The sequence below is a fragment of the Spiribacter halobius genome, assembly GCF_020883455.1.
GTDB lineage: Bacteria > Pseudomonadota > Gammaproteobacteria > Nitrococcales > Nitrococcaceae > Sediminicurvatus > Sediminicurvatus halobius.
In genome coordinates, this window is sequence record NZ_CP086615.1 from 3634793 (window position 1) to 3660460 (window position 25668).

The 25668-nt window shown below is 67.9% G+C and carries 22 protein-coding genes and 2 tRNA genes; 12 read left to right on the forward strand and 12 right to left on the reverse strand.

The genetic code is table 11. The features are described from left to right. Window positions 1–2 precede the first annotated feature (2 nt). Complete coding sequence (locus LMH63_RS16975) at window positions 3–998, reverse strand: Bug family tripartite tricarboxylate transporter substrate binding protein (RefSeq protein WP_109678655.1); 996 nt, start codon at window positions 996–998, stop codon at window positions 3–5. 146 nt (window positions 999–1144) lie between these two features. Here LMH63_RS16975 and LMH63_RS16980 point away from each other — a divergent pair. Next, window positions 1145–1218, forward strand: a tRNA-Gly gene (locus tag LMH63_RS16980). A 190-nt stretch (window positions 1219–1408) separates the two neighbouring features. On the opposite strand, the gene LMH63_RS16985 is transcribed toward LMH63_RS16980, so the two are convergent. Beyond that, a complete protein-coding gene (locus LMH63_RS16985) occupies window positions 1409–2734 on the reverse strand; it encodes an MFS transporter (protein ID WP_109678656.1) in 1326 nt (441 codons plus the stop codon). Between the two features lie 301 nt (window positions 2735–3035). Between LMH63_RS16985 and LMH63_RS16990 the strand changes: the two genes are divergently transcribed. The 4 genes from LMH63_RS16990 (at window position 3036) to LMH63_RS17005 (ending at window position 8608) form a co-directional block, all read left to right on the forward strand. Then, window positions 3036–4976, forward strand: a complete 1941-nt coding sequence (locus LMH63_RS16990) for a PrkA family serine protein kinase (protein WP_109678657.1) — start codon at window positions 3036–3038, stop codon at window positions 4974–4976. A 40-nt stretch (window positions 4977–5016) separates the two neighbouring features. Beyond that, window positions 5017–6195: a DUF444 family protein gene (locus LMH63_RS16995; RefSeq protein ID WP_109678658.1), complete on the forward strand. Its 1179-nt coding sequence runs from the start codon at window positions 5017–5019 to the stop codon at window positions 6193–6195. After that, window positions 6192–7574 (forward strand): SpoVR family protein, encoded by a 1383-nt coding sequence (locus tag LMH63_RS17000; RefSeq protein WP_109678659.1) that lies wholly within the window; start codon window positions 6192–6194, stop codon window positions 7572–7574. The genes LMH63_RS16995 and LMH63_RS17000 overlap by 4 nt, the downstream gene beginning before the upstream one ends. 143 nt (window positions 7575–7717) lie before the next feature. Further along, window positions 7718–8608 (forward strand): DMT family transporter, encoded by an 891-nt coding sequence (locus LMH63_RS17005; protein ID WP_109678660.1) that lies wholly within the window; start codon window positions 7718–7720, stop codon window positions 8606–8608. Between the two features lie 328 nt (window positions 8609–8936). Here LMH63_RS17005 and LMH63_RS17010 read toward each other — a convergent pair whose 3' ends face one another. The 7 genes from LMH63_RS17010 to LMH63_RS17040 form a co-directional block, all read right to left on the reverse strand. Beyond that, complete coding sequence (locus LMH63_RS17010; protein WP_109680346.1) at window positions 8937–9122, reverse strand: hypothetical protein; 186 nt, start codon at window positions 9120–9122, stop codon at window positions 8937–8939. Between the two features lie 306 nt (window positions 9123–9428). Then, a complete protein-coding gene (locus LMH63_RS17015) occupies window positions 9429–10421 on the reverse strand; it encodes a zinc transporter ZntB (protein WP_109680347.1) in 993 nt (330 codons plus the stop codon). Next, window positions 10418–11017, reverse strand: a complete 600-nt coding sequence (locus LMH63_RS17020) for a MarC family protein (RefSeq protein WP_109680348.1) — start codon at window positions 11015–11017, stop codon at window positions 10418–10420. The genes LMH63_RS17015 and LMH63_RS17020 overlap by 4 nt, the downstream gene beginning before the upstream one ends. A gap of 191 nt (window positions 11018–11208) precedes the next feature. Then, window positions 11209–12312, reverse strand: coding sequence for a molybdenum ABC transporter ATP-binding protein (gene modC / locus LMH63_RS17025; protein ID WP_109680349.1), 1104 nt, complete (start codon window positions 12310–12312; stop codon window positions 11209–11211). Next, a complete protein-coding gene (modB, locus tag LMH63_RS17030; protein WP_109680356.1) occupies window positions 12309–12920 on the reverse strand; it encodes a molybdate ABC transporter permease subunit in 612 nt (203 codons plus the stop codon). The genes modC and modB overlap by 4 nt, the downstream gene beginning before the upstream one ends. Before the next feature lie 53 nt (window positions 12921–12973). After that, entirely contained in the window at window positions 12974–13756 is a 783-nt protein-coding gene (modA, locus tag LMH63_RS17035; protein WP_109680350.1) for a molybdate ABC transporter substrate-binding protein, read from the reverse strand. 114 nt (window positions 13757–13870) lie between these two features. After that, window positions 13871–14368: a host attachment protein gene (locus LMH63_RS17040; protein WP_109680351.1), complete on the reverse strand. Its 498-nt coding sequence runs from the start codon at window positions 14366–14368 to the stop codon at window positions 13871–13873. A 162-nt stretch (window positions 14369–14530) separates the two neighbouring features. On the opposite strand from LMH63_RS17040, the gene LMH63_RS17045 reads away from it, so the two are divergent. The 3 genes from LMH63_RS17045 to LMH63_RS17055 all read left to right on the forward strand — a co-directional run bounded on the left by LMH63_RS17045 (window position 14531) and on the right by LMH63_RS17055 (window position 18239). Beyond that, window positions 14531–16687, forward strand: coding sequence for an AsmA family protein (locus LMH63_RS17045; RefSeq protein ID WP_109680352.1), 2157 nt, complete (start codon window positions 14531–14533; stop codon window positions 16685–16687). Then, window positions 16684–17763: an A/G-specific adenine glycosylase gene (mutY, locus tag LMH63_RS17050; protein ID WP_109680353.1), complete on the forward strand. Its 1080-nt coding sequence runs from the start codon at window positions 16684–16686 to the stop codon at window positions 17761–17763. Before LMH63_RS17045 ends, mutY begins: the two co-directional genes overlap by 4 nt. Before the next feature lie 209 nt (window positions 17764–17972). Next, on the forward strand, window positions 17973–18239 hold the full coding sequence (locus tag LMH63_RS17055) for an oxidative damage protection protein (RefSeq protein WP_109680354.1): 267 nt from the start codon (window positions 17973–17975) through the stop codon (window positions 18237–18239). A gap of 49 nt (window positions 18240–18288) precedes the next feature. Here the strand turns inward: LMH63_RS17055 and azu are convergent, their stop codons facing one another. Then, window positions 18289–18744, reverse strand: coding sequence for an azurin (azu, locus tag LMH63_RS17060; RefSeq protein ID WP_158280490.1), 456 nt, complete (start codon window positions 18742–18744; stop codon window positions 18289–18291). A gap of 140 nt (window positions 18745–18884) precedes the next feature. On the opposite strand from azu, the gene LMH63_RS17065 reads away from it, so the two are divergent. Next, window positions 18885–18960, forward strand: a tRNA-Phe gene (locus LMH63_RS17065). Window positions 18961–19123: 163 nt separating this feature from the next. Here the strand turns inward: LMH63_RS17065 and LMH63_RS17070 are convergent. Both LMH63_RS17070 and glnK read right to left on the reverse strand, forming a co-directional pair. Further along, window positions 19124–20362, reverse strand: coding sequence for an ammonium transporter AmtB (locus tag LMH63_RS17070; RefSeq protein ID WP_229332638.1), 1239 nt, complete (start codon window positions 20360–20362; stop codon window positions 19124–19126). 35 nt (window positions 20363–20397) lie between these two features. Next, on the reverse strand, window positions 20398–20736 hold the full coding sequence (glnK, locus tag LMH63_RS17075) for a P-II family nitrogen regulator (RefSeq protein ID WP_109680328.1): 339 nt from the start codon (window positions 20734–20736) through the stop codon (window positions 20398–20400). A gap of 258 nt (window positions 20737–20994) precedes the next feature. On the opposite strand from glnK, the gene ubiK reads away from it, so the two are divergent. From ubiK to LMH63_RS17090, 3 genes are all read left to right on the forward strand, one after another. After that, entirely contained in the window at window positions 20995–21285 is a 291-nt protein-coding gene (ubiK, locus tag LMH63_RS17080) for a ubiquinone biosynthesis accessory factor UbiK (protein WP_109680329.1), read from the forward strand. A gap of 68 nt (window positions 21286–21353) precedes the next feature. Continuing rightward, on the forward strand, window positions 21354–22199 hold the full coding sequence (locus tag LMH63_RS17085; protein WP_109680330.1) for a YifB family Mg chelatase-like AAA ATPase: 846 nt from the start codon (window positions 21354–21356) through the stop codon (window positions 22197–22199). A gap of 897 nt (window positions 22200–23096) precedes the next feature. After that, a complete protein-coding gene (locus tag LMH63_RS17090; protein ID WP_146205292.1) occupies window positions 23097–25658 on the forward strand; it encodes an SIR2 family NAD-dependent protein deacylase in 2562 nt (853 codons plus the stop codon). Window positions 25659–25668 lie beyond the last annotated feature (10 nt).

Below are 25668 nucleotides of genomic sequence, written 5' to 3' on the forward strand. Positions count from 1 at the left end.
GCCTACTCTTGCAGGATGCCGATCTCGCGGGACAGCTCCGTGAGCTCTGCCACCTGCTCGTTAACGAAGTCGTCCATCTCCTCGCCGGCGCGCCAGAACGGCACCAGACCATTGCGGGTCATGGCCTCCTGCCACTCGGTGGAGTTGTAGACCTCCTCCATGGCGTTGACCCAGTAGTCATAGGCGGCGTCGCTCATCTCGCCGCCGGCATAGAAGCCCCGCCAGTTCGCGCCGACCACGTCCACGCCCTGCTCCGCGGCGGTGGGCAGGTCGGAGAACTTGTCCGGCAGGCGCTCGTCCGCCAGCACGGCGAGCACCCGGATGGCGCCGGCCTCGATCTGCCCGGTGGCCTCGGAGAGATCGCCAGTGAAGGCATCGATATGGCCGCCGCGCATCTGGGTGATGGCCGTGCCGCCGTTGTTGAAGGAGACGTACTTGATGGCGCGCACGTCCTCCACCCCGGCGGCCCTTGCCGCCAGCAGCACCTTCAGGTGATCCCAGCCGCCGACGGCACTGCCGCCGCCGAAGGACACGTCCCGCGGGTTCTCCGCGATGGCCTCCATCAGGTCGTTAAGGTCTTCGTGCTCGGAGTCCGGAGACACGGCGATGACGCCGAAGTCCGCGCCCAGGGTGGCGATCCAGCGCACCTGATCGGCGGAGAGCCCGGCATACTGGTTCTGCGCAAGGCGCGTGGTGGTGGCGGTGCTCGCGGCGACGATGAGGTTGTCGTCATCGGCGCGCTTGCTCACCACGTTGCTGTAGGCCACGCCACCGCCGGCCCCGGCCATGTTGGTGACGTTCACCGAGCCCTCGACCAGATCGAGCTCGTCAAGGATTCGCCCCACCGAGCGGCAGGTGAAGTCCCAGCCGCCGCCGGGATCCGCCGGCGCGATGCACTCGACGCCGGAGGCCGTGAAATCCTGCGCGGCGGCGCCGCCGGGCAGCATGGCGATCAGCGATACGGCGGCGAACGTCGCCGCGGACCACAGTCTGGACATGATCCTCTCCTCCTTTTACGGGCGGCCGGGTGGCCACCTTCTTTCGTATGGGATGCCCCTGAAGCGTGGCAGGGGCCCGCACCAACCGCAAGCACCGGCATCCCCCCTTGCTCCACAGCGGCAAACCCGCATACTAATGCGGTAACGCGGCTGTAGCTCAATGGTAGAGCGTCGCCCTCCCAAGGCGATGATGCCGGTTCGATTCCGGTCAGCCGCTCCACCCCTTCTCCTTACCCGTCTCGCAGTCGCGATTTCCCGCCAGATTTCGGCCGGTTTTCTTTTCCGAGAGGCGCCTTGACTTGCGCGCTTCCCTGATTCCGCGCGGCCGTGCTGCCGGGGTGCGCCATGCTAGGCGCCACGCCGCACCCGCTTCACGACCTCGCGGACCCGAGATCGAAAAAGCACGCAATTCAGGCCGCCTCGCGGCTGGCCTCTTGCGTGGACGGTGTGGCCTCGTCCGCACTGGCGTCGGCACGGGCGAGCTCCTCGATCCAGTCGAGCTGGGGGTCGATCTCCCGGGCGCGGGGGTCGAGCTCGGAGATCACGGAAGTGGTGCGCGCCATGCTCACGAAGGCCGACTGCTCCTTGGCCGGGACCTGCTCGCCGCGGGCGATCAGTGCGTACAACGCCATCGCCGCCGTGACGCCGGCCACGGCAAGAAACAGCCCCTCGGGCCCCACCCGTGCCATCAGACCACCCACCAGCACCGGCCCCAGCGCCGCGCCGATGCCCCACAGGAACAGCAGCGCCGCGGCCACGCCGACGAAATCGACATCGCCCCGGGCCCCGAGGCGGTCGTTGATATGCGCGACGGCCAGGGGGTAGAGAGTGAAGGTCAGCCCGCCGTACAGCGCCGCCACCGCCGCGAGCAGTACCAGCCCGGCGCCGGTGACCGCCAGCAGCAGGCCGCTTACGGCAAGCAGCGCCGCATTGACCACCACGATCAGCAGCCGGCGGTCGAAACGGTCCGAGAGCTGGCCGATGGGGTACTGCAGCAGCATGCCGCCGAGGATCATGGCGCCCATGAACACCGACACGCTCTGCACTCCGGCGAATGCCACCACGAACACCGGCGCCAGGGCGAACGCGGCACCGTTGACCACGCCTGCGGCGACGCACAGCAGCACGCCCATCCGGGAGCTCGTGAACACCGCCCTCAGCGCCAGCCGATGGCGCTGCGGCGGGGTGGGATGGATGGCGCGGGTAAGGCTGACCGGCACCAGGCAGAGGGCAAGGATGGCCGCGGTGATCATGAACAGCTCGGTGCCCTCGACCGGGCGCAGGGGCAGCAGGAACTGGCCGGCGCCGAGGCCGAGGTAGCTCGCGATCTGGTACAACGAGAACAGCCGGCCGCGGTTGCCGCTGCTCGCGCGCTCGTTCAGCCAGCTCTCGATGACCATGTACAGGCCGGCGATACTGAAGCCGGTCACTATCCGCAGCCCGCCCCAGACCCAGGCATCGATGTACAGGCCGTGCACCAGGGCGGCGGCGGTGGCCACCGCCGCGAACACCGCAAACGCGCGGACGTGCCCGGCGCGCCGGATCACCGCCCCGGCGCCGAGGGCGCCGAGCATGAGCCCGGCGAAGTAGGCCGCCATGACCGCGCCGGTGACGTCCGCAGGAAAGGCCTCTGCGGCCAGGCGCACGGACAGCAGGGTCCCCAGCAGCCCGCTGCCGACCATGAGCACCAGGGTCGACAGGAGCAGCGCGGTAATCGAGGCCACAAGCGCGATCATGCAGGGCAACCGGCCGTTGTTCCGGGGGGCGGCGGGCCCTGCGCCAGGGCCGACCCGGTGCCTTCCCGGCATCGGGCGCGCCAACGGTATTCCAGCGCCTCCGGCTTGTGAAGACTGCCAATGACGACTGGTCAACCGCCCCCGGCGGTGTGCTACAAGATAGGTAACGGCCGGCGCCAGAATACTGAAACCAAAGCCGCCTCGGGACGTTCCAAATCGCAGGCGGGTTCGCATCGCGACCCGGCGTGGGGGCAAAGCAACCGGGTGCACGAGAAGCCCGGATTAGCACGGAGGTGGTTACATGGCGAGCAGTAACGGCGGCGACCATCAGCGGTTCATGGACTCGCTCACGGCCTTCACCCGGGAGCACCGGGCGAAGCACTGGGAGGGCACGTTCGCAGAGTTCCTCGACCAGATCGTGAGCCCGCAACCGCAGCTCGCCACCCGCACCAGCCACCAGTATGTCTGGGACATGCTGAAGTGGATGCAGCGAAAGGAGAGCGTCGAGGCCGAGGACGGCGAGTTCCGCCTGTTCTCCCACGAGCTCTTCGGCATGGACGAGCCGCTGCGGCGGATCGTGGACTACTTCAAGGCGGCTAGCGCCGGCTCCGAGGTCGGGCGCCGCCTGCTGCTGCTGCTCGGCCCGCCCTCAGGCGGCAAGTCGAGCCTGGTCATCCTCCTCAAGCGCGGGCTGGAGGAGTACAGCCACACCGAAGAGGGCGCCGTATACGCGCTCAAGGGCTCGCCCCTGCACGAGAACCCCCTGAATCTCGTGCCCTACAGCCTGCGCCCCGAGTTCCGCGAGACCTATGGCGTGGACATCCAGGGCGATCTCTCTCCCTACTGCCGCGCCATCCTCGACGAGGAGTACGAAGGGGATTTCATGCGCTACCCGGTGGAGCGCATCTTCCTTTCGGAGGCGAGCCGGGTCGGCGTCGGCACCTATGCGCCTCACGACCCCACCACGGCGGATATCGCCGACCTGGTGGGCTCGGTGGACCTCTCAAAGGTCTCCGAGTACGGCGATGAGGGTGACCCGCGGGCGTGGTCCTGGTCCGGCGCGGTGTACTCCGCGAGCCGCGGCCTGCTCGAGATGATCGAGATCCTGAAGGTGAAGCGGGAGTTCCTGTATCTCCTGCTCACGCTGACCCAGGAGAAGAACATCAAGGTCTCGCGCTTCCCGCTCATCCACGTGGACGAGACCATCCTTGCCCACACCAATCTGGCGGAGTTCCGCAAGTTCCTACAGGAGAAGGAGAACGAGGCCCTGCTCGACCGCATGGTCATCGTGCAGGTGCCCTACACCCTCAACTACCGGGACGAGGCGCGGATCTACCGCAAGCTGATCGCCCAGGCGCCGACCTTCCGCGAGGTGCACCTGGATCCGCATGCGCTGGAGGTGGCGGCGGTATTCGCCGTCCTGTCGCGCCTCAAGCCCTCGGAGCGCGAGGATCTCGACCTGTCCAAGAAGCTGCGCCTGTACGCAGGCGAGGACGTCGAGGGGCACTCCCAGAACGAGGTGGAGCGCATTCGCCACGAGCACGAGGACGAGGGGCTCTCCGGGGTCTCTCCCCGGTTCGTGGTCAACGCGCTCTCCAACGCCATCTCGCGCAGCGAGGTGCACAGCCTCACCAGCATGGAGGTGCTGGTGACGCTGAAGGACGCCATCGAGAACGACGCCCGCATCGAGCCCAAGCAGAAGCGCCACTGGGTGGACTTCCTCGTCACCACCCGCAAGGATTTCTACAACCACTGGGTCAAGGAGGACGTGCACAAGGCGCTGTTCGTCTCCTTCGAGGAAGAGAGCCAGAACCTGCTGGACAAGTACCTCGACGAGGTCGAGGCGATGCTCGACAACCGCGAGGTGGAAGACCCCATCACCGGTGAGGCGCGCCAGCCGGACGAGCGTTTCCTGCGCTCGGTCGAGGAGAAGATCAACATCTCCGACGCCGGCAAGCAGACCTTCCGCCAGGAGGTCGTGCGCAAGGCGATGGTGGCCTACAAGAACGGCGAGAAGTTCACACTGGACTCCCACGCCCGGCTGAAGGAGGCGATGGAGCGATACCTGTTCGAGGAGCGCCGTGACGTCCTGCGCCTGGTCACCTCTGTGGCGCGGCCGGACGAGGAGGCGCGCGAGAAGATCGCCGCCGTCGAGGAGCGGCTGATCAGCGAGTACGGCTACGACCGGCACAGCGCGCGCGAGGCGCTCAACTACGTCACCACGCTCATGTCCCAGGAGTGAGGGGGCACCGCCCCCGACGCTCCCGGGAAGGAGGCTCCCGATGTCCCTGACCGACCACGACTCCAGGGACGGCGCCGGCCGCTGGTACGACCTCTTCTCCCGCGGCACCCGCGACTGGCTCCGGCACAACGAGAAGGTCCGCGAGGCGGTGCGTGAGCAGCTGCCCGACCTGGTGGCCGGCTCCGATGTGCTGAGCCGCCCGGACAACCGCACCGTGCAGGTGCCGGTGCGCTTCATGGAGCACGCCCGGTTCCGCCTGCGCGACCCCTCCGAGCAGAAGGGTGCGGGCCAGGGCCAGGCGAAGCCCGGCGACGTGCTGCGCCCGGCGCAGCCCGTGCGCCCCGGCCGCGGCGGCCAGGAGGGCGGCGGCGAGGGCGAGGGGCAGATCACCTTCGTCCTGGAGCTGCGCATCGACGACATCCTGGACTGGCTCTGGGACGAGCTGCAGCTGCCCAACCTGCAGCCGCGCCAGGGCAGCAACGTCGAGGCGGACGAATACATCCGCGAGGGCTGGGACCGCCGCGGCGCCCGCTCCCGGCTCGACCGCCGCCGCACCATGAAGGAGGCGATCAAGCGGCGCACGGCCGTGGGTGAGGGCGCCGTGCCGATCAGCAACGACGACCTGCGCTTCCGCCAGCTTGCCCGCCGCCGCCGGCCCACCACCAACGCCGCCGTGTTCTTCCTGCTCGACGTCTCCTCGAGCATGGACGAGCACTGCCGCAAGCTCGCCAAGAGCTTCTTCTTCTGGGCGCTGCAGGGCATCCGCCGGCAGTTCACTGCGGTGGATACGGTCTTCATCGCGCACACGGTGGAGGCCTGGGAGTTCGAGGAGCAGGACTTCTTCCAGGTCCACGGCCAGGGCGGCACCAAGAGCTCCTCGGGCTTCACCCGGGCGCTGGAGATCATGAACGAGCGCTTCGACCCCGGGCAGTACAACAACTATCTGTTCTACGCCACCGACGGCCACAACTTCAGCGAGGACCGCAGCCGCGCCACGGACCTGCTTCTGCAGCTCGCCCCGGCGATGAATTTCCTCGGCTATGCCGAGGTGTCGCACCAGAACCACCGCCGGCTCGACACCGAGGTCGCCGGCATCTGGCGCGAGATCGCCCTGCAGTACCCCTCGGGCAGCTATTCCCTGACCCGGGAGCAGGACATCTGGCCGGCGATCAAGGCGTTCTTCACCGACCAGGCCGACGAGGCGGAGGTCGCCTCATGACGGAATCCCTCGAAGACACCATCCCGCGCCTGGAGGCACTGGCCGCCGATCTCGGCCTGCGCCACCACCCGGTGGACTTCGAGATCGTGCCGCCGACCTTCATGATGGAGGTCGCGGTCTACGGCCTCCCGGTGCGCATGCCGCACTGGTCCTTCGGCGTGCGCTGGATCCACCAGATGATCCAGCATCGCATGGGCCACTCGAAGATCTTCGAGGTGGTCTTCCCCGGCAATCCGAACCGCGCCTACCTGGTGAACACCAACAGCGTCGAGGAGAACACGCTGGTGGTGGCTCACGTGCTTGGTCACGCGGACTTCTCCCACAACAACATGACCTTCGCCCGCAGCCAGGAGCAGGTGGGCTATCACATCGTCGAGCAGGCGGCGGCCCATGCCCATCGCATCCAGGAGGTGATCGACTCCGTTGGCACCCGGCGGGTGGAAGAGGTGCTCGACGTCGCGCTGGCGCTGGAGCCGCACATCGACACCGACCAGCCGCTGGAGCGGCCGCCCTACGGTCGCCGATCGCGGGATCGCCAGGCATCGGAGCGTGACGACGACCCGTTCCGCGCGCGCTACGGCCACCTCCCGGGCGAGGAGCCGACGGGAACCGGCGCCCGCGAGCGACCGCAGCCGCCACGCATCCCCCCCTACCCGGAGCGCGACCTGCTCTGGTTCATTGCCCAGTACGCGCCGGAGATGGAGGACTGGGAGCGGGACATCTTCCTCGCCGTGCGCAAGGAGTCCTACTACTTCCAGCCGGTGTTCAACTGCCAGATCATGAACGAGGGCTGGGCGAGCTACTGGCACTCGCGCCTGCTGCGTGAGGCGGACTTCCTGCCGCAGCAGACCTACGTCGACTGCATGAAGACCCACTCGGACGTGGTGCGCCCCTATGCCGGCGACCGCCAGGTGGCGCTGCAGGTCAACCCCTATCACCTCGGCTACCAGATCTGGGAGAAGCTGGTGGAGGCGGAGGGCATGGAGGCCGCGCGCCAGCTGATGGAGCAGGAGGACGACTTCGCCTTCGTGCGCAACCACCTCTCCGCCGAGATGGCGGAGGAGCTGGGGCTGTTCGTCTACAGCGCCCGCCAGAACGGCGAGATCCGCGTCACCGAGTCGAACCTGCACGAGCTGCACGAGGCCATCCTGCGGCCGAAGTTCCACTTCGGCGCGCCGCGGGTCTACGCCGACGAGCTCAAGTCCGACGGCACCCTGATCCTGCGCCACGACCACCAGGGCGACGGCGCGGGCCTCGAGGTGGAGCGCGCCCGCCAGGTGCTGGACTACCTGGACCGCATCTGGCGCCGCCCGGTCAAGCTCTACACCACCGACGAGCGCGGCCGCGAGATCTGCCTCAAGCCGGGCCTGGAGGACTGAGCGGGGTGCCAGCGTAGGTCGTGCACGGCCGCAGGCCGTGTGCGACATCCTCGCTGCGGGTTTGCCGGTCGCCGTGCCCGCCGCGGGGCACCCACGCCCCGACCTCGCTTGAAACGCCCAACCCGAAACCCGACACTGCGCCGGTGTCCGCACCGACGACCAACCAGCCCCGCGCCTATCTCCTCGCTCTGACGGCGGTACTGCTGTGGTCTACCGTGGCCTCGGCCTTCAAGCTGTCGTTGCGGCACCTCACGCCGATCCAGCTGCTGGCCTACGCCACCCTGGTCTCGCTGATCACCCTGCTGGTGATGCTGGCCATCCAGGGGCGGCTGCGCGGGCTCATCGAAGGCACGGCGGGCGATCTCCGGCGGTCGGTGATGCTCGGGCTGCTGAACCCGGTGCTCTACTACCTGATCCTGTTCGAGGCCTATGACCGCCTGCCCGCCCAGGAGGCGCAGCCCCTCAACTACACCTGGGCCATCACCCTGGCGCTGCTCTCCATCCCGCTGCTGCGCCAGCGGCTGAGCCGCTGGGACCTCATCGGCGGGCTGGTGGCCTATGCCGGCGTCTGGGTGATCGCCACCCGGGGCGACGTGCTCGGCGTGGAGTTCGCGGATCCAATGGGCGTTGCCCTCGCCCTCGGCAGCACCGTGGTCTGGGCGCTGTACTGGATCTACAACGTCCGCGACGGCCGCGAGCCGCTGGTGGGGCTTGCCTCCAGCTTCGCCGTTGCGCTGCCTGTGGTCCTGGTGATCTGTGCGCTCACCGACGGCCTTGCCGTCGGCTCCCCGGCCGGGCTGCTGGGGGCGGCCTACGTCGGGGTATTCGAGATGGGGGTGGCCTTTGCCTGCTGGCTCGGCGCGCTGAAATACTCCGAGAACACGGCGAAGGTGGGCAACCTGATCTTTCTGTCGCCCTTCCTCTCGCTGGTTTTCATCCACTTTCTGGTGGGCGAGGCGATCCTCGGCTCCACCTACGTCGGGCTGGTGCTGATCGTCGCCGGGCTCGCCCTGCAGCAGCTACGCCGGCGCTGAGCGCCGCGCCGCCGGACTGGCCGCCAGATCCGCGCCCGCAGCCGCGAATCGGTGAGAGATGCGGGTTACTAATCCTATCGAAAGTATTGTCAGGTCTCAGAGCCCCGGAGCGGGCCGGCGGCAAGGCGCGGGAGCGCCGGCGTGGTGATTCCACGTCAAGCGAGCGCGACCCCGCCGCCGGCCCGCTCCGGGGCTCCCGTAGGGCGGGCCTGTGCGCCGCGGCGGACTGCGTTGCTCGCCGCTTATGTAGCTCGGCTACACCGCGCGCCTCGCGCCTTGCCGCCGCGGCGCACAGGCCCGCTGAGAGCTGACAATACTTTCGATAGGATTAGTAAGCCGGGCGCAGCACGACGCCGTCGCCCTCGGTACTCACGAGCCGATAGGGCGTGGCGCTGCAGGCGAAGCGGCGGATAATGCGGTGCGCCTCTCGCTGTGCGTCCTCGGCCGGGCCGCGGATCACGATCTCGTTGCTGCGGTATTCCACGCGGCAGCTGTGGCGGATCATCGCCGGCATGGGACCTCCTACCGTCGAAAGCCGCTGGGCGGCAAGCGGTGCCGCTCGCCTCGCCGCCCTCCACCCGGGCGCGCCTCCGGCCCCCGGGCTGTTGCCCCGATCGCGGGGGTGGCGGCACGCTCCCCGATGCCGCCGCAGCCCCCCGCGCCCCCTCAAGCGTGCCACGCAACACTGTCCGCTTCGGGCTGGTGCTGCGCTGCAAGGTAGCGCGATTCTGCCGCGCACCCGCCGGTCAGTAAACCCCCCGTCATGAAGTCATATATGAGATCGAAGACGTGCCGTCCGTGACGCCCTGCGCATTGCCCGTCAGAGCCACCGGCGAAGCCAGAAGAATGCCACCTGCACCGCAGTCATCAGGCCGAGCGCAATCATCAGCCAGGCGAAGGCGCCCTCGGTCTGCGTACCGGGCATGCCCGCCAGGTTGACGCCGAACAGGCCGGTGACTAAGCCGAGTGGCAGGAACAGCGTCGCCACCAGCGAGAGCACGTACATGGTGCGGTTCATCTGGTCCGAGAGCCTGGTGGTCAGCTCCTCCTGGGCGACGGCGGCGCGATCGCGCAGGGCCTCGAGATCCTCCACGTAGCGGGTCAGCCGGTCGGCGCTCTCGCGCAGTCGCAGGCGCGCCGGCTCGTCCACCAGCTCCCCGACCTCGCCGCCGGCGAGCCGGGCGAGCACGTCGCGCTGGGGCCCCAGGTAGCGTCGCAGAATGATCGCCTCGCGGCGGAGGGCGAGCAGCCGCGTGCGCAGCGCCCGCTGCTCGCCCGCCACGAGGGCCTCCTCCACCGAGTCCATGCCCTCGTCCAGCGCCTCCAGCACCGGGCCCATGCGCAGGATGAGCGCCGCCGCCAGGGCTGCGAGCAGCGCCCCGGGCCGGGGCGGGACCCGGCCCTCGCCGATGGCGGCGCGCACGTCCTCCACCGCCAGCAGCCGCGGCCCGCGCAGGCTGATCAGCCGTCCCGGCTCCAGCCACATGCGGATGGAGACCATGTCCTCCGGATTGGCACCGGGGTTGAGATTGACGCCGCGCAGGATCACCAGCACACCGGAGCCGTGGCGGGCGAGCCGCGGCCGCGTCTCCTCCTGCAGCAGCGCCTCGGCCACCAGCGGCTCGAGCCCGGCATCCCCGCGCAGCCAGTGGGCGCTGTCGGGGTGCTTGCGGTCCAGATGCAGCCAGAGCAGGCCGCCTTCCCCGGCAGGATCGGCATCCCCCGGTGTACAGGCGTGCAGTACTCCGCCACGGTCGGCGCGGTAGGCACAGATCAGGCCCCCACCCAGGGGCGCGGTTGGCGCATCACTCATGCCAGTACCTTCTCGATGAATGCCTCCGTGCCGTCGAGCAGCATCTGCACGGAGATCGCGACGAGGATCATGCCCATCAGCCGCTCCAGGGCAAACAGGCCGCGCTCGCGCAGCACCCGGTAGAAGAGGTTGCCCGCAAGCAGGATCAGCAGCGTCGCGAGCCAGGCGAGGGTCATGGCGAGCCACCACGTGAACAGGCGGTCCGGCGACTGGCGCACCAGCAGCACCAGGGTAGCCAGCGTCGAGGGTCCGGCCACCAGCGGCACCGCCAGCGGCACGAAAAACGGCTCCCCCTCCGGCGCCTCGCCCATCACCCCGCCCCGGGCGGGCGGGAAGATCATGCGCACGGCAATGATGAACAGCACGATACCGGCGGCGATGCGCACCGACTGCTGCTCCAGCGCGAACAGGTCCAGCAGCGCCTGGCCGCCGAGCAGGAACACCATCAGCACCACGTAGGCGAAACCGAGCTCCCGCAGGGTGATGAGCCGCCGCCGGGCCGGCGGCTGGTCACGCAGCAGGCTGAGGAACACCGGCAGGTTCCCCAGCGGGTCCATGATGGCGAACAGAATCACCGCCGCGGATACGAGCTCCATGGCGGCATGCTACGCATCCGGTGATGTCGAAAGCCACGCCGCCGAGGAGTATCGGCGCGGCGGTGGGCATCCACGACGGCCGAGCGGGGCGGTCCCACTGCGAGGCGATTTGGCCGCTCGTGCGAGGCGCATAGGTAACGAGCGCGAGCTTTCAAAGCGGCCGCAGTGGGGGCGCCGCAGCCCAGAGATTGCTACGGCGCAGACGCCTGGGCCGGTAGCGTGCCGACCGCGAGGGAAGAGGCCTCGATCAGGGCGTGCAACCGCCGCCCGGGCTCGAGGCCCAGCGCCGACGCCGCCTGCCGCGTGACCCGGGCCCAGAGGCTACCGCCGCCGTCGGTGACGAGCCCCACCAGCAGCACCGCCTCGCCCTCTCCACGCAGCTCGCGCACCCGCGCCGGCAGCGCATTGAGCGCGCTGGTGGCCCGGGGCGGATCCAGGGCGAGGAGCACGTTGCCGGCGCGAATGCGCACGGTGACCCCGCAGCCGGTGGCGAGCCCCAGGGCCGGCACCTGTAGGCGACCGCCGTCGGCAGCCAGGGTGGTGAGCCCCCAGGCACTGTCCCGTGCGGCCACCCGCGCCCGCCAGACCACCCCCGGCTCGGCGTCGCCGAGCAGCGGCCAGACCGCCGGATCGGAGAAGAGCTCCGGCGCCGAGCCGGCCCCGGCGCGCTCGCCGTGGCGCAGCAGCAACACGCGATCGGCGAGGTGCAGCACCTCCTCCTGGTCATGGGTGACGTAGGCCAGCGGCAGCCCGTAGCGGCCCGGCAGCTCGCGGATGAAGGCGAGGATCGCCGCCCGGCGGGCCGCGTCGAGGGCGGCCAGGGGCTCGTCCAGCAGCAGGATCGAGGGCGCCGCCACCAGGGCGCGCGCCAGGGCCACCCGCTGGCGCTCGCCGCCGGAGAGTCCGCCCGTGCGCCGGTCCAGCAGCGGCTGCAGACCCAGGGCAGCCACCACGTCGTCCAGCGCCGGGCCGGCGGCACGCCGACGGCGCTGGGCATAGCGCAGGTTGCCCTGCACCGTGTGATGGCCAAACAGCCGGGCCTCCTGGAACACCAGCCCGGCCCGGCGGGCATGGGCCGGCAGGGCCCGCTGCTCCCGCTGCCAGACCTGCTCGCCCAGGCGCACCTCGCCGCGACAGTCGGGCTCCAGGCCCGCCAGGCAGCGCAGAAGGGTCGTCTTGCCGCTGCCCGAGGGTCCGAACAGCGCAGTGATACCCGGCTGCAGGCTGCCCGCCACCTGCAGCGCGAACCCGGGCCGCCACAGGCGGACATCGAACTCCAGCGTCGGCGCCGTCATGCCGGAAAGGCGCCACGCCGGCCATGATTCAGGCCGTAGAGCACCAGCAGCGTCACGAACGAGAATCCCAGCAGCCCGGCAGAAAGGGCATGGGCGGAGGCGTAGTCCAGGGTCTCCACGTGCTCGTAGATGGCGATGGCCACCACCCGCGTCTCTCCGGGAATGCTGCCCCCCACCATCAGCACCGCGCCGAACTCCCCCAGGGTATGCGCGAAGCCAAGCACCGCAGCGGACAGGAAACCCCGCCCCGCCAGGGGGCAGGCCACGGTGAAGAACGCATCCAGCGGGCGTGCCCCGAGCACTGCCGCTGCCTCCAGCGGACCATCGCCGACGGCCTGGAAGGCATCCCGCAGGGGCTGCACCACGAACGGCAGCGAGTAGAGCACCGAGGTCACCACCAGGCCGGTGAAGCTGAAGGTCAGCGTCTCGCCGGTCAGCGCCACCCAGGGGGCACCGATGGCACCGTTCGGCCCGAGCAGGATCAGCAGGTAGAAGCCGAGCACCGTCGGCGGCAGCACCAGCGGCAGCGTCACCACCGCGTTCACCGGCACCCGCCAGCGGCTGCGGGTGCGCGCGAGCCACCACGCCAGCGGCGCTCCGAGCACCATCAGCACGGCGACGGTCACGCCGGCCAGGTGGATGCTGAGCCATATCGGGCCGCTCACGCGCCCGCCTCCGCCGGCTCGTAGCCGAACTGCTCGAGGATGCGGGCCGCCTCGGCGCCGCGCAGGAATTCGAGGAAGGCCCGCCCGGCCGAGGGATGCGGCGCGTCCCGAAGCAGCACGGCGTCCTGGGCAACGGGCCCGTGCCAGTCCGCCGGCACCAGCTGCCAGCGCCCGGCCGGCGCATTCGGTGCCCGTGCATACGCCTTGGCCACCAGCCCGTGGCTGGCATTGCCGGTCACGACGTACTGCAGCGTCTGGCCGACGTTCTCCCCCTGCACCAGCCGGGACTGTAGCGGGTCCCACAGGCCGACATGCCGCAGCACCTCCTTCGCGGCCCTACCGTACGGCGCGAGCCGCGGGTTGGCGATGGCGAAGCGCCGCACGTCCGCCGGATCCAGCGCCCGCAGCCCCCCCGATGGCAGCGCCACCCCCGGTGCCGCCCAGAGCACGAGGCGGCCGCGGGCATAGGTGAAGCGGCTGCCGGCCACCGCCAGCCCCTCCGCCTCCAGACGGCGCGGCCGTTCCCGGTCCGCGGCGAGGAAGACATCGAACGGGGCGCCGTTGACGATCTGGGCGTAATGCCGGCCCGTGGCGCCAGGCACTGGCGTCACCCGCGGGCCGCCCTGCGCCGCCAGCGCCTCGGCGATCGCCTCCAGCGGCTGCAGGAAGTTCGTGGCCACGGCAACCCGCACCGTCTCGCCCTGGGCCTGGGCCAGCGCCGGCAGCAACAGCAGCAGAGCGGCGATGAGGCGGCGGCCGATGGCGCGCTGCAGCGACATGACGGTACTCCGGAGCGGGGCCTGAACCGCCGGGCGGCGGCAGGCCCGTATCCTCCGATGCTCCGGCGGGGCGGTCAACGTCCCGCCCCGGGCGCCGGCACGACGCCGGCGGAATCAGCTGCCGGGCCCTGCCGGCGGCCGCCGGCGCGGCAGCAACCCGTCGCGGGCGAGGTGCTCCTGCAGCTCGCGCGGTCCGAGCTTGGCCAGATCCTTCTGTACTTCGCGGATCTCTACGCCGGGCAGCTCGGGCAGACCGTTGCGCAGGAACCCGAGCATGCGCTTCTCCGCGCAGAGGATGACCCGTCGGGTACCGTTGCTCCGGGCCAGGCCGTCCAGCTGGCGGGCGATATCACGGGCAAACCGGTGTTCCATCTCCGCGTCGTGGCCGTCGCGGTGCTCGTCGTAGGCGTGACCCTGGCCGCCGGGCGTCCGGTTGCGGCCGCTGCGGGCGTCGGCGTAGACCTTGCTGTCATGGGCACGATGGCGGGGATTGGCGAGCGAGAGGTGTTCCATCAGGTCGGGGCCGCCCTCGAGCTCCGGGAGGTCCGGACGCTCCAGGGTGAAGAACCGGGCTCTGGCGCCCTCGGCAACGACCACGCAGTATTCGCTCATATGCGCTCTCCTGTGTGATGCTCCGGCTTGCGGGATGCCGTCGGCGCGGCCGGCCGGACGGCAGCCACTAACGGATATCGGGCTTCATCATCGGGTCACACAACCCCAGTATAGGAATGCCGGCGACGAACGGCCCGCCGGCCCGCGAGGAAGGACGGAATCATGGCAGGCGTGCTGAAATGGCTGGCGATCATCGTCGGCGCGGTAGTCGCACTGGTGGTGGTACTGGTCGTGGGCCTGCTGCTGCTGGTGGACCCGAACGACTACCGCGACGAGATCGCGCAGGTAGTGGAGGCGCAGACGGGGCGGGAATTCACCATCGAGGGTGACATCGAGCTCACCTTCTTCCCGCGCATCGGCCTCGCCGTCGGCGGCGTCGCCCTGGGCGACGATCCGGCCTTCTCGGACGGTGCCTTCCTGCGAGCCGACGGGCTAAACCTGGCCGTGGAGGTGATGCCGCTCCTCTCCGGGACCCTGCAGCTCGACACCATCACCCTGCGCCGTCCCCAGGTGACGCTGATCCGCGATGAGCAGGGCCGGGGCAACTGGGAGAGCCTGGCCCCGCCCGCTGCGGCGGCCGCCAGCGAACCCGCGCGGAATGCCGGGCTCGTGGCCGTGAGCAGCCACGAGCCGGCCGGCACTGCACACGCCGGGGGGATGCTGGCGGACGCGCGCCTCGCCGGGCTGCGCATCGAGCAGGCGCGGCTGGTCTACGAGGATCGGGGCGCCGGCACCAGCGCTACCCTGGACCCCGTGAACCTCGCCCTCAACGACGTCCAGCTCGGCGCCCCGGTCGCCATCGAGGGCGACTGGCAGGGCGATGTGGCCGGCACGCGCCTCGACGGCACCCTGACGGGCAGTGCCACGGTCAGCCCCGACTTCGCCCGCGCCAGCGCCGAGGGCCTCACCCTTGCGGTCACGGCGGCCGGCGACGCCGTGCCCGCCGGTGAACAGACCGCCACCCTCAGCACCGACATCGAGGCCGATCTGCAGGCGGCGGTCTACCGGCTTTCCGGCCTGCGTCTGGAGGCGGCCACGGCAGTGCTCGAAGGCGGGGTGGAGGCGAACGCCGCCGGCAGCTCGCCGGTGGTCACCGGCCAGCTCACCCTCGCCGAGACCGACCCGCAGGGTGTCTTCGAGGCCCTCGACATGGCGCCCCCGGAGACCCGCGACGGCAACGTGCTGCAGAGCCTGAGCGCGGAGCTCGCGCTGCGCTTCGCCCAGGGCGTGCTGCGGGTGGATCCGATCCGCGCCAAACTCGATGACAGCAACCTGACCGGCTGGGCCGAGGTGCGCGACTTCGCCGGACCCGATGCCGCCTTCGACCTGCAGCTCGACGGCATCAACGTCGACAGCTACCTGCCGCCCCCCGAGGAGGGCGAGGCCGAGCCCGCCGCGACGCCGGGCGGGGCCGCGGCCGCCGGCGCCGAGCTCATCCCGGTGGAGGTGCTGCGGCCGCTGGTGCTGGACGGGGAGATCCGGATCGGCGAGATCACCGCCAGCGGTGCCCGCCTCAGCGCGCTGACGGCAAGCATCACCGCCGCCGACGGCCGCCTGCGCGTGCACCCGCTCACTGCCACGCTGTACGGCGGCAGCTACCAGGGGGATCTGCGCATCGACGCCACCGGCGAACCGGCAGTGGTGCAGGTCAACGAGCGCCTCTCGGGCGTGCAGGCGGCGCCGTTGCTGAGCGACCTCGCCGGCTTCGACCGCCTGCTCGGCCAGGGCGACTTCTCGCTCCAGGCCACCACCCGGGCCGGCAGCGTCGAGCAGCTTCTGGAGACCCTCAACGGTGAGGCCACCTTCCGCTTCGCCGATGGCGCCATCCGCGGCATCAACATCGCGCGCACGCTGCGCACCGCCATGGCCCAGGTCCAGGGCCAGGATACCCCTGCAGCGACGGAGGAGACCCCGAGCACGGACTTCACCCAGCTCAACGGCAGCATGCGGATCGAGGGGGGCGTCGTGCGCAGCGACGACCTCGCCCTGGACTCGCCGCTGCTGCGGGTACGTGGCAGCGGCAGCGCCAATCTGGTGCGCCAGGAGGTCGACTACCGCCTCACCGTGAACGTCGTGGGCAGCCTCGAGGGCCAGGGTGGTGCCAGCCTGGAGCAGCTCCGCGGCGTGCCCATTCCGTTGCGCATCAGCGGCCCGCTCACCGCGCCCGAGGTGGGCGTGGACATCGCCGGCGCCCTGCGCAACGCCCAGGAGCAGCGCCTGCGCGAGGAGACCGAAGAGGGGCGCGAGGAGCTTGAGCAACGCCTCGAGGAGGAGAGCGGCGAGATCCAGGAACGCCTGCGCGGCCTGTTCAACCGATGACCGCCGAGGCGGTGGAGGCACCCACCCTGCGCACGCCGCAGGGCTTCGCCGCCGCCGTGCTCGCCTGGTTCGAGCGACACGGCCGACACGACCTGCCCTGGCAGCACCCGGCCACCCCGTACCGGGTATGGGTTTCGGAGGTCATGCTCCAGCAGACCCAGGTGGCTACGGTGCTGCCCTACTTCGAGCGCTTCATGGCCCGCTTCCCGGACGTTGCAAGCCTCGCGGCGGCGCCGGTGGACGAGGTGCTGGCACTCTGGGCGGGCCTCGGCTACTACGCGCGGGCCCGTAACCTGCACCGCGCCGCGCGCGAGCTGGTGGCCGAGCACGGCGGCGAGTTCCCCCGGCGGCGCGAGGCGGTGGAGGCATTGCCCGGCATCGGCCGTTCCACGGCGGGTGCCATCCTCTCCCTGGCGCGCGGCGAGCGCCACGCGATCCTCGATGGCAACGTGAAGCGCGTCCTGGCGCGCTTCCACGCCGTGCCCGGCTGGCCGGGGGAGGCGACGGTGGCCCGGCGTCTCTGGACCCTCGCCGAGCGCCATACGCCGCACCGGCGGGCCGCCGAGTACAACCAGGCGATGATGGATCTCGGCGCCACCGTCTGCCGGCGGCGGCCGGACTGCGGCCGCTGCCCGCTGGCCGGCGGCTGCCTCGCCCGGGTCACCGGCCAGCAGGCTGCCTTCCCGGGCGCACGCCCGAAGCGCGAACGCCCCCTGCGCAGCACCCGCATGCTGCTGATCCGCGACCAGGGGCGCGTGCTGCTGCTCAGGCGGCCCCCGAGCGGGCTCTGGGGCGGCCTGTGGATCCCGCCCGAGTGCCCACCGGACGCGGATCCCGCCGAATGGTGCGAGCGCGAGCTCGGCCTCGGCATCGTGCCGGAACCGCCATGGCCCCGGTTCGAGCATGGCTTCACCCACTTCCGTCTCGCCATCGAGCCGGTGCCGGCAAGGCTTCGCGGCGGGGGCAGGGCCATGGAGGGGGGAGACCGGCTCTGGTATAACCCCGCCTCGGGACAGCCGCGCGGGCTGCCGGCACCGGTAAGCCGGCTGCTGCAGCAGCTCGCCTGGCCCGGATAGCTCCCCGACTCGCGAAGCGAGGGCGCGGAGAGGGCGGACAGGACAAAGTCCGGGGCGCGCAGGCGTACTCGACCGTACGTCGAGCACCCGGGCCGAGCGCGACGCCGGACTGCCCGCCGGTTCCGTGGCCGCGACCGCGACTCGGGGAGCTATCCGGGCTAACCCACCACCGCCGCAGCCCGCTGCGGCCGCGAACAGGGGAGCAGACCATGAGCGGCACGGTTCATTGCGTAAAACTCGGGCGCGAAGGTGAGGCGCTGAAGCGTCAGCCCTATCCCGGTGAGCTCGGGCGGCGCATCTTCGAGAATGTCTCCAGGGAAGGCTGGCAGATGTGGCTGCAGCATCAGACGATGCTGATCAACGAATACCGGCTTTCACCCATGGATCCCAAGGCCCGGGAATTCCTGGAGAAGGAGATGGAGAATTTCTTCTTCGGTCAGGGGTCGGCACCACCGCCGGACTATCAGCCGGAGTGACGCCTGCCGGGCCCGCCCCTCGGGCGGGCCCTCGGCCTCTGGCACACCCTCAGTTGACGATGAAGGTGCCGTTCATGGCCGCGGAATGGCCGGGGAAGGTGCAGACGAAGCTGTACTCGCCCGCGCCAAGCTCGCTGACGTCGAACGTCACGGAGTCGGACTCGCCACCTCCGACAACCGCGGTCGCCGCGACCACGCGCTCGTCATCGGCAGGCACGTAGTCGTTACCCGGGCCGGCCGACATCCCCGCCTGCGCAACGTCCTGCCAGTCACCGTCCACCAGCACCCAGTTGTGGCCCATCTGCTGGGCATTCAGCTGACCGGTGTGCTCGAGGGTCACAGTCACCTCACCACAGCCCTCGCTGACGGTCATCTCGTCGGTGCTGTACTGGAGGTTGTCACCCGCCTGGATGGTGAGCTCGCAGTCGTCCTGGGCGAATGCCGGCATGGGCGCGAAGGCGAGCAGGCCGAGCACGGCCGCAACAGTCACGAGACGATGGATCATTGCACGCTCCTTTCTTCTTGAGAATGGCTGGATCGAAAACGGGTCGTGTTTGCGACACCAATCCGAGCCGGAGGGTTCCATAGGTGCATGGGAGCCGACTTGACCGAACTCAACCCATCGGTTTGAATACCGGCTCTCCGGGCCAGGTAGCTCAGTCGGTAGAGCAGCGGATTGAAAATCCGCGTGTCGGCGGTTCGATTCCGTCCCTGGCCACCATATTCCCTTCCTCATTACGCATCGCCTGAGCCAGCGTTACGGCATCCGCGCACGCGGAAGGCGGCACAGGCGCGGGCAGGGTGGCGTGGGGGGATCCCGCCCGTGCCACCGACGAAAAAGGCGCCCCGCAGGGCGCCTCGTGCTGCCTGGATCCGGACCCGGATCAGCTGGTCCGGGTGAACTCCGGGTAGGCCTCGAGGCCGCACTCGCCGATGTCGAGGCCCTCGAACTCCTCTTCCTCGCTGACGCGGATGCCCATCACCGCCTTGATGATGCCCCACACCAGCAGGCTCGCCAGGAACACCCACAGGAAGATCACCACGATGCCGAGGATCTGCGCCCCGAAGGTGGCTCCGGGGTTGGTCAGCGGCACCGCCAGCAGGCCCCAGATGCCCGCCGTGCCGTGCGCCGAGATCGCGCCCACCGGGTCGTCGATCTTCAGCTTGTCCAGCCCCACGATGGAGAACACCACCAGCACGCCGCCCACCGCACCGATGAACGTCGCCGCCAGCGGCGCCGGCGTCAGCGGCTCGGCGGTGATCGCCACCAGGCCCGCAATCGCCCCGTTCAGCGCCATGGTCAGGTCGGCCTTGCCGAACAGCACCCGCGCGGTGGTCAGCGCCGCCACCACGCCGCCGGCCGCGGCCATGTTGGTGTTCACAAAGATCGCCGCCACCGCGTTGGCGTCGGCAATATTGGAGAGCACCAGCTGCGAGCCGCCGTTGAAGCCGAACCAGCCAAGCCAGAGGATGAACGTGCCCAGCGTCGCCAGCGGCAGGTTCGCCCCGGGGATCGCCCGCACCTGGCCCTCGGGGCCGTACTTACCGCGCCGCGCGCCGAGCAGCAGCACGCCGGCGAGCGCCGCCGCGGCACCGGTCATGTGCACCACGCCCGAGCCCGCGAAGTCCTGGAAGTTGTTGGCGTCAAGGAACCCCCCGCCCCACTTCCAGTAGCCCTGCACCGGGTAGATGAAGCCGGTCATCACCACCGCAAAGAGCAGAAACGACCACAGCCGCATGCGCTCGGCGATCGCCCCGGAGACGATGGACATGGCGGTGGCGACGAACACCACCTGGAAGAAGAAGTCCGAGAGGTTGGAGTAATACCCCCCCTCGCCGGCGAGCACCGCCTCGGGGCTGTTGTCCGCGCCGATCAAAAAGCCCAGCCCCGGCAGCACTCCGCTGCCCCCGCCGTACATGATCTGGTAGCCGCAGAGCAGGTACATGATGCTCGCCACCGCGTACAGCGCGACGTTCTTGGTCAGGATCTCGGCGGTGTTCTTCGCCCGCACCAGCCCCGACTCCAGCATCGCAAACCCGGCCGCCATCCACATCACCAGCGCGCCGCTGACCAGGAAGTAGAACGTGTCCAGCGCGTACGCCAGCTCCGTCAACTGTTCCATTGTGATTCTCCTTCAGTTGTCTTCGCGGCCTGCGCTCAGAGCGCGTCCTTGCCGGTCTCGCCGGTGCGGATGCGGATTGCCTGCTCGAGGGTGGTGACGAAGATCTTGCCGTCGCCGATCTTGCCGGTATTGGCGGCCTTGCTGACGGCTTCCACCGCACGCTCGACGAGGCTGTCATCGAGGGCGACCTCGATCTTCATCTTGGGCAGGAAGTCGACCACGTACTCGGCCCCACGGTAGAGCTCGGTGTGCCCCTTCTGACGGCCGAACCCCTTGACCTCGGTGACGGTGACACCCTGTACGCCGATATCGGACAGGGCCTCGCGCACGTCGTCGAGCTTGAATGGCTTGATGATCGCGGTGATGAGCTTCATCCCTAATCTCCCCGATACGCTGCGACACGCCGTCGCAGGCGGTGAACGTTTGTGGACTCGCCGGTGGAAATGCAGCCTCTGTGCCAAGCACTGCAGAGAGCCGTCTGGCGACAGTCGGCCGGCGCGCAGACCGCGCTTGCGCACCACGGTGGTGCACCCACCGGCCCATCGATGCACCTGGCTGGGGCGTTGCGAGCCGATAGGCATGGCCGCCGCAGCGCCGTACACTGGAGCCAATAGTCGAAAGAGGTGATGGCTATGCTCGACCCTCGACAGCTCGACGAGCTGGCCCGCCGCTTCTCGGAGCATCTGCCGAGCGGCCTGCGGGACTTCCAGCAGGAAGTGGAGAAGAACACGCGGGTAGCGCTGCAGAGCGCATTCAACCGCATGGAGCTCGTCACCCGGGACGAGTTCGACGCCCAGACCAAGGTGCTCGCCCGAACCCGGGAGCGCCTGGAGGCCCTGGAGCAGCGCATCGCCGCGCTCGAGGGCGGGAACGACGGCGACGCCGCCCAGCCGGCCGGCGGGTCGCCCGCGCCGCAGGAGTAGACCGCCGCCGGGAGTCTGCGCCGCAGAAATCTTCCGAGCGACGCAAAGGCACAGGGAGGTGCTGACCCATGACGCTCGCCGTGGTCCAGTCACGGGCCGCGCTTGGTGTGGACGCTCCGCTGGTCACCGTCGAGGTGCATCTGGCGGGCGGCCTGCCATCGCTTTCCATCGTCGGACTGCCCGACACCGCGGTACGCGAGGCCCGCGACCGCGTGCGGGGGGCGCTGGCCACCAGCGGCTTCGAGTTCCCCCGCCGGCGCATCACCGTCAATCTCGCGCCGGCGGACCTGCCCAAGGATGGTGCACGCTTCGACCTGCCCATCGCCCTGGGGATACTGGCCGCGTCAGGCCAGCTCGACCCCGCCGCCCTGGAGCACACGGAGTTCGCCGCCGAGCTTGCCCTGGGCGGCGCCCTGCGCCCGGTCTCGGGGACCCTGCCGCTGGCGCTGCGCGCTGACGCGGCCGGGCATGCGCTGATCGTCGCCGCGGCGAATGCGGCTGAGGCGGCCCTCGGCGGCGGCACGGTGCACGGCGCCGAGCACCTGCTTGCCGTCTGTGCCCATCTCGAGGGCCGTGAGCGGCTGCCGGTCGCCGAGGCCAACGCCGCCCCCTCCGGCGAACCCCCACCCGATCTGGCGGAGGTCCGGGGCCAGCAGCGTCCGCGCCGCGCGCTGGAGCTTGCCGCCGCCGGCGGCCACAGTCTCCTGCTCTGCGGCCCGCCCGGAACCGGCAAGAGCATGCTGGCCGCACGCCTCCCTGGCCTGCTGCCGCCGATGGCCTTCGACGAGGCGCTGGAGACGGCAGCGGTGCACTCCGTGGGCGAGGGGGCGTTCGATCCGGGGCTCTGGGCCCAGCGCCCGTTTCGCGCCCCGCATCACAGCGCATCCCAGGCCGCACTCACCGGCGGCGGCTGACAATTCCAACAGTTAAGACGACTACACAATAATTAATGCGACTGCGGCAAACGGACTGCCGGCCCTTAAGTCCTTGTTTTCACACGTGCGTGATTGCGCAATCTCTCAGACGAGATCTCAGGCTACAGATCGCATCGACAGACACCGCGATGCCTCCGAACTAGTCGCCGGCGCCCTCCCGTGTCACGGAGCCACATTACCGGCACGGCACGGCCTGCGGCCCATCGCTACTCAGACAATCCGCCCAGGCCTCGACGGCCTGGTGGTCGATGACATGCCCCGCGTCCGCTTCCGCGTCCACGTCCCGCGTCAATCGCTCGCATTCTTCCACTTGCGCAGTCCAGGCTGAGAGCACCTGCGCAACGGTCCACCACTCCGCAAGCGTTCACGCTCCTTGGCAACCTGATCAACCTTCTCGGCCAGCGCCACGGCGGCATGCGTTGTCAGCGCGCCGGTTTCAGCGCTTGACTTTTCCGCACCCCTTCGCGACGCGATTGCGATGCCCGTGCAATGAATCGCTCGTCGATGCGAATCGAATATGTTCCACCCTGATATCCCGCCCAAGCGGTCGAACTACTACGAAGCGACCAACCATCACAGCCGCAGCATGTCCGCTAGACTGCCCGATCTTGCCCGCGGGCTGCTCTAACATCCAAACCAGTACTTACGGGCGGCCCGTCTTCGGCCAGAAGGGAATATGACCCGAATCCCGCACTTACGCCGCGCATCCGGAGGCTCCGCAGTCCGCTCCACGCCAATGTCTAATCTCAAGACGCGACCCCTTCAGCCCACGTTAAACTTCATCCCCCTCGGCTTGTAGCGTGCCGGACCCTATGGCTCACTGACCCGTATACGTACACTCTCACTTATTCTCATCGACCGCTGACGGGGGGCGCAGTGGACCAAGAAGCATTACTTGATCTATTCACTGAGTTTTACCGCAACGCCTCACAGCCGGTCCTATTTGCCGGGGCGGGTGTCGCCGTGCAAGCGGGTCTCCCCGATTGGAAACGACTCCTAAAAAACCTCGTGGAAGGGATTCGATCCAAGGATTCCGCAATCTATGACGCGATGGTCCAACGGATTGACCAAGGCGAGCTACTCACTGCTGCTGACCTGTTCTTTCTGTCTAACTTAACGGAAGCGGAGCGTACTGATCTTCTAACACTTAACCTAAACGACTACAGCGCTCAAAGATTAAAGGATGTCTTTGGCCTAAAGTATGACTTCGTCGCAACGACGAATTTCGACAAAAGCCTCTTGGACGCGTACGCAAACGTTGTCGGTGCTGCGGCACATGACTTCTATCTATCATCTCCGGCATTCAAATCCATCCCCTTTCAACGGGATTTCTTTATTGCTAGGTTGCATGGTGCACTAGAAGCGCCGGAATCGATCGTGCTTACGAGTGAGTCGTTTCGAAAACTGGAAAACGACCGTGACTATGAGCGAGCTCTCCATTATATCTTCACGCGTTGCAATGCGATATTCTTGGGATTTTCCTTTTCGGACCCGGCAATCAATAGCGTCTTAGACACAATAAATCGAGACCTCGGTGCATTGCATACTGGAAGGCACATCGCTTTGCTGCCGGCGGACGCTAGCAGCGATCTAGCCTCTACCTTGAGGGCTAGGAACGTGCAAGTGCTCGAATATGAGAACGACGGTTCTCATCAGGCGCTCTGGGACATACTCAAAGGCACCGCTAAGAAGATCAGCGCGGAAAACAGAGCGAAACCATCCCGTCCACCAGTGCCAACACTTCCTCTCACGAAGTATCTCGCCTCGTGCCTAGCCAGACTTAGGATGCGAAAGGACCTTGACTCCTTAAGAGCAACGATTGTAGAAGGGGTGGTTTCCCAGGAAATACGTTCCTCCGGTGACGAGGGAACGCCGGTCGCCGAACTTGTACACTTGGTACATGAAGAGCTGGGACTTCGCCAAGACCAAGTCAGGGCGATCGTTGTTGGTGCTCTGCGATCACTGGAAGATGAAGGGCTCATACGCCGATCTTCTCGCACGCAGGGACGGTATGTTTGGGCCGGCCCGGTTGAGGAGTTCACTGCCGAGAACGATTTGGACATAGTGGTCCGCGGGGTCGAGGACAGATATGTAACTCGTGAAGGCGGCACCTCTTCAGATCGACTCCGCGAAGCCATCTCTCTTCTTTTCAATGATATGCTCGCGTCTCGCGGATGGGACTTGGGCGCGTCTTTTGCTACTGGCGAAGTGCCTGAAGACATTGACTGCATCTCTATCGTTCAAACCAGCCCTCACTTCGTTGGTGATGATCTACGCCGTCATGCCATAGGCATCGCACGGTGCTTCAATGATCTCTTTTCAAGACCTAACCAATCAGAGTCCAAGGTACTTTCAGTTCTGGGCCGGACCGCTTTTGCATTGGAATTGCTCTTTGCTTCGCCAAGAGATGCGGTATTCCTCGAAGCCACGATGCCGAACAAGATCTATTTGGACGCAAACGTCCTGCTTCCGGCAATTGTGCCAGGGCATCCGCTTCACGAGATATACAACCAAGCGATACAAAAGCTCCTGAAGCTTCGATCAGCTTCTGATCGTCGCGTTCAAATATGTGTATGCCGAGGTTTTCTCAATGAGATATTTAGTCATAAAAATATAGCCAAACGTGAGGTAGACGCTTCAGAAGATGAAGCGGCTGACTTCGCGGTCAGAGAAGCTAGGTATATGGGATCGCAGAATATCAACGTCTTCTTAGCAGCGTTCGCCAATTCGAACGAGGCCAATGAAGGCAAGAGCTTGGACCTTTTTTTGCGTCGCGTGGCCCCCTACCGTACAGAAGGCGAGCTCCGCACATATATTGAGCAGATGGGGATATCTGTGATCAACGGCAGGGCCGTACCAGGGGTTGGTGAATCCCTTCCGAAGATTTTGCACTTTTTGGAGGTGGCATATAGCAAGGATTTAGAAAAGGGGCTCAAGACATCAGCGGTTGTCGAGCATGATGCGGTTCAATTAGCAGCACTGAGGGCGGAGGCGAGAATTGGTCGAAGCGTCTTGTTCGTTAGCGCTGATAAGAGGCTTCGCGGAGAGTTGGCGGAGTCGGAGTTTGACGACATTCGAGGGCAATTCATGAGCCATCTAGGGCTTGCCCAGTTGGTGGATTTGCTGGTGGGTTCAGAAAGCGAAGAACGTGAGTTGTCAAACATCTATTGGACTGCATCAGTTTCGACGGAAACGGAACGAATGCGGGCCTTCCTTGTTGACACGGCTTTAAGGGAGTACGAGGTGGGCATGTTGGAGCCGATGCACCGGGCCGTCGACATCGTTACACAAGAGGCGATCAATGAACTTGAGGATAACAGAGGGAAGGGACGCAAGGACCGAAACGAAAGCCGTCCGCTGACAAGGCTTGTCGAAGATTACGAGGAAAAATTCTACAGACTGATGCGCGAGGCATATGAAAAACGGCTTAATGAATAGCGAAACAAGT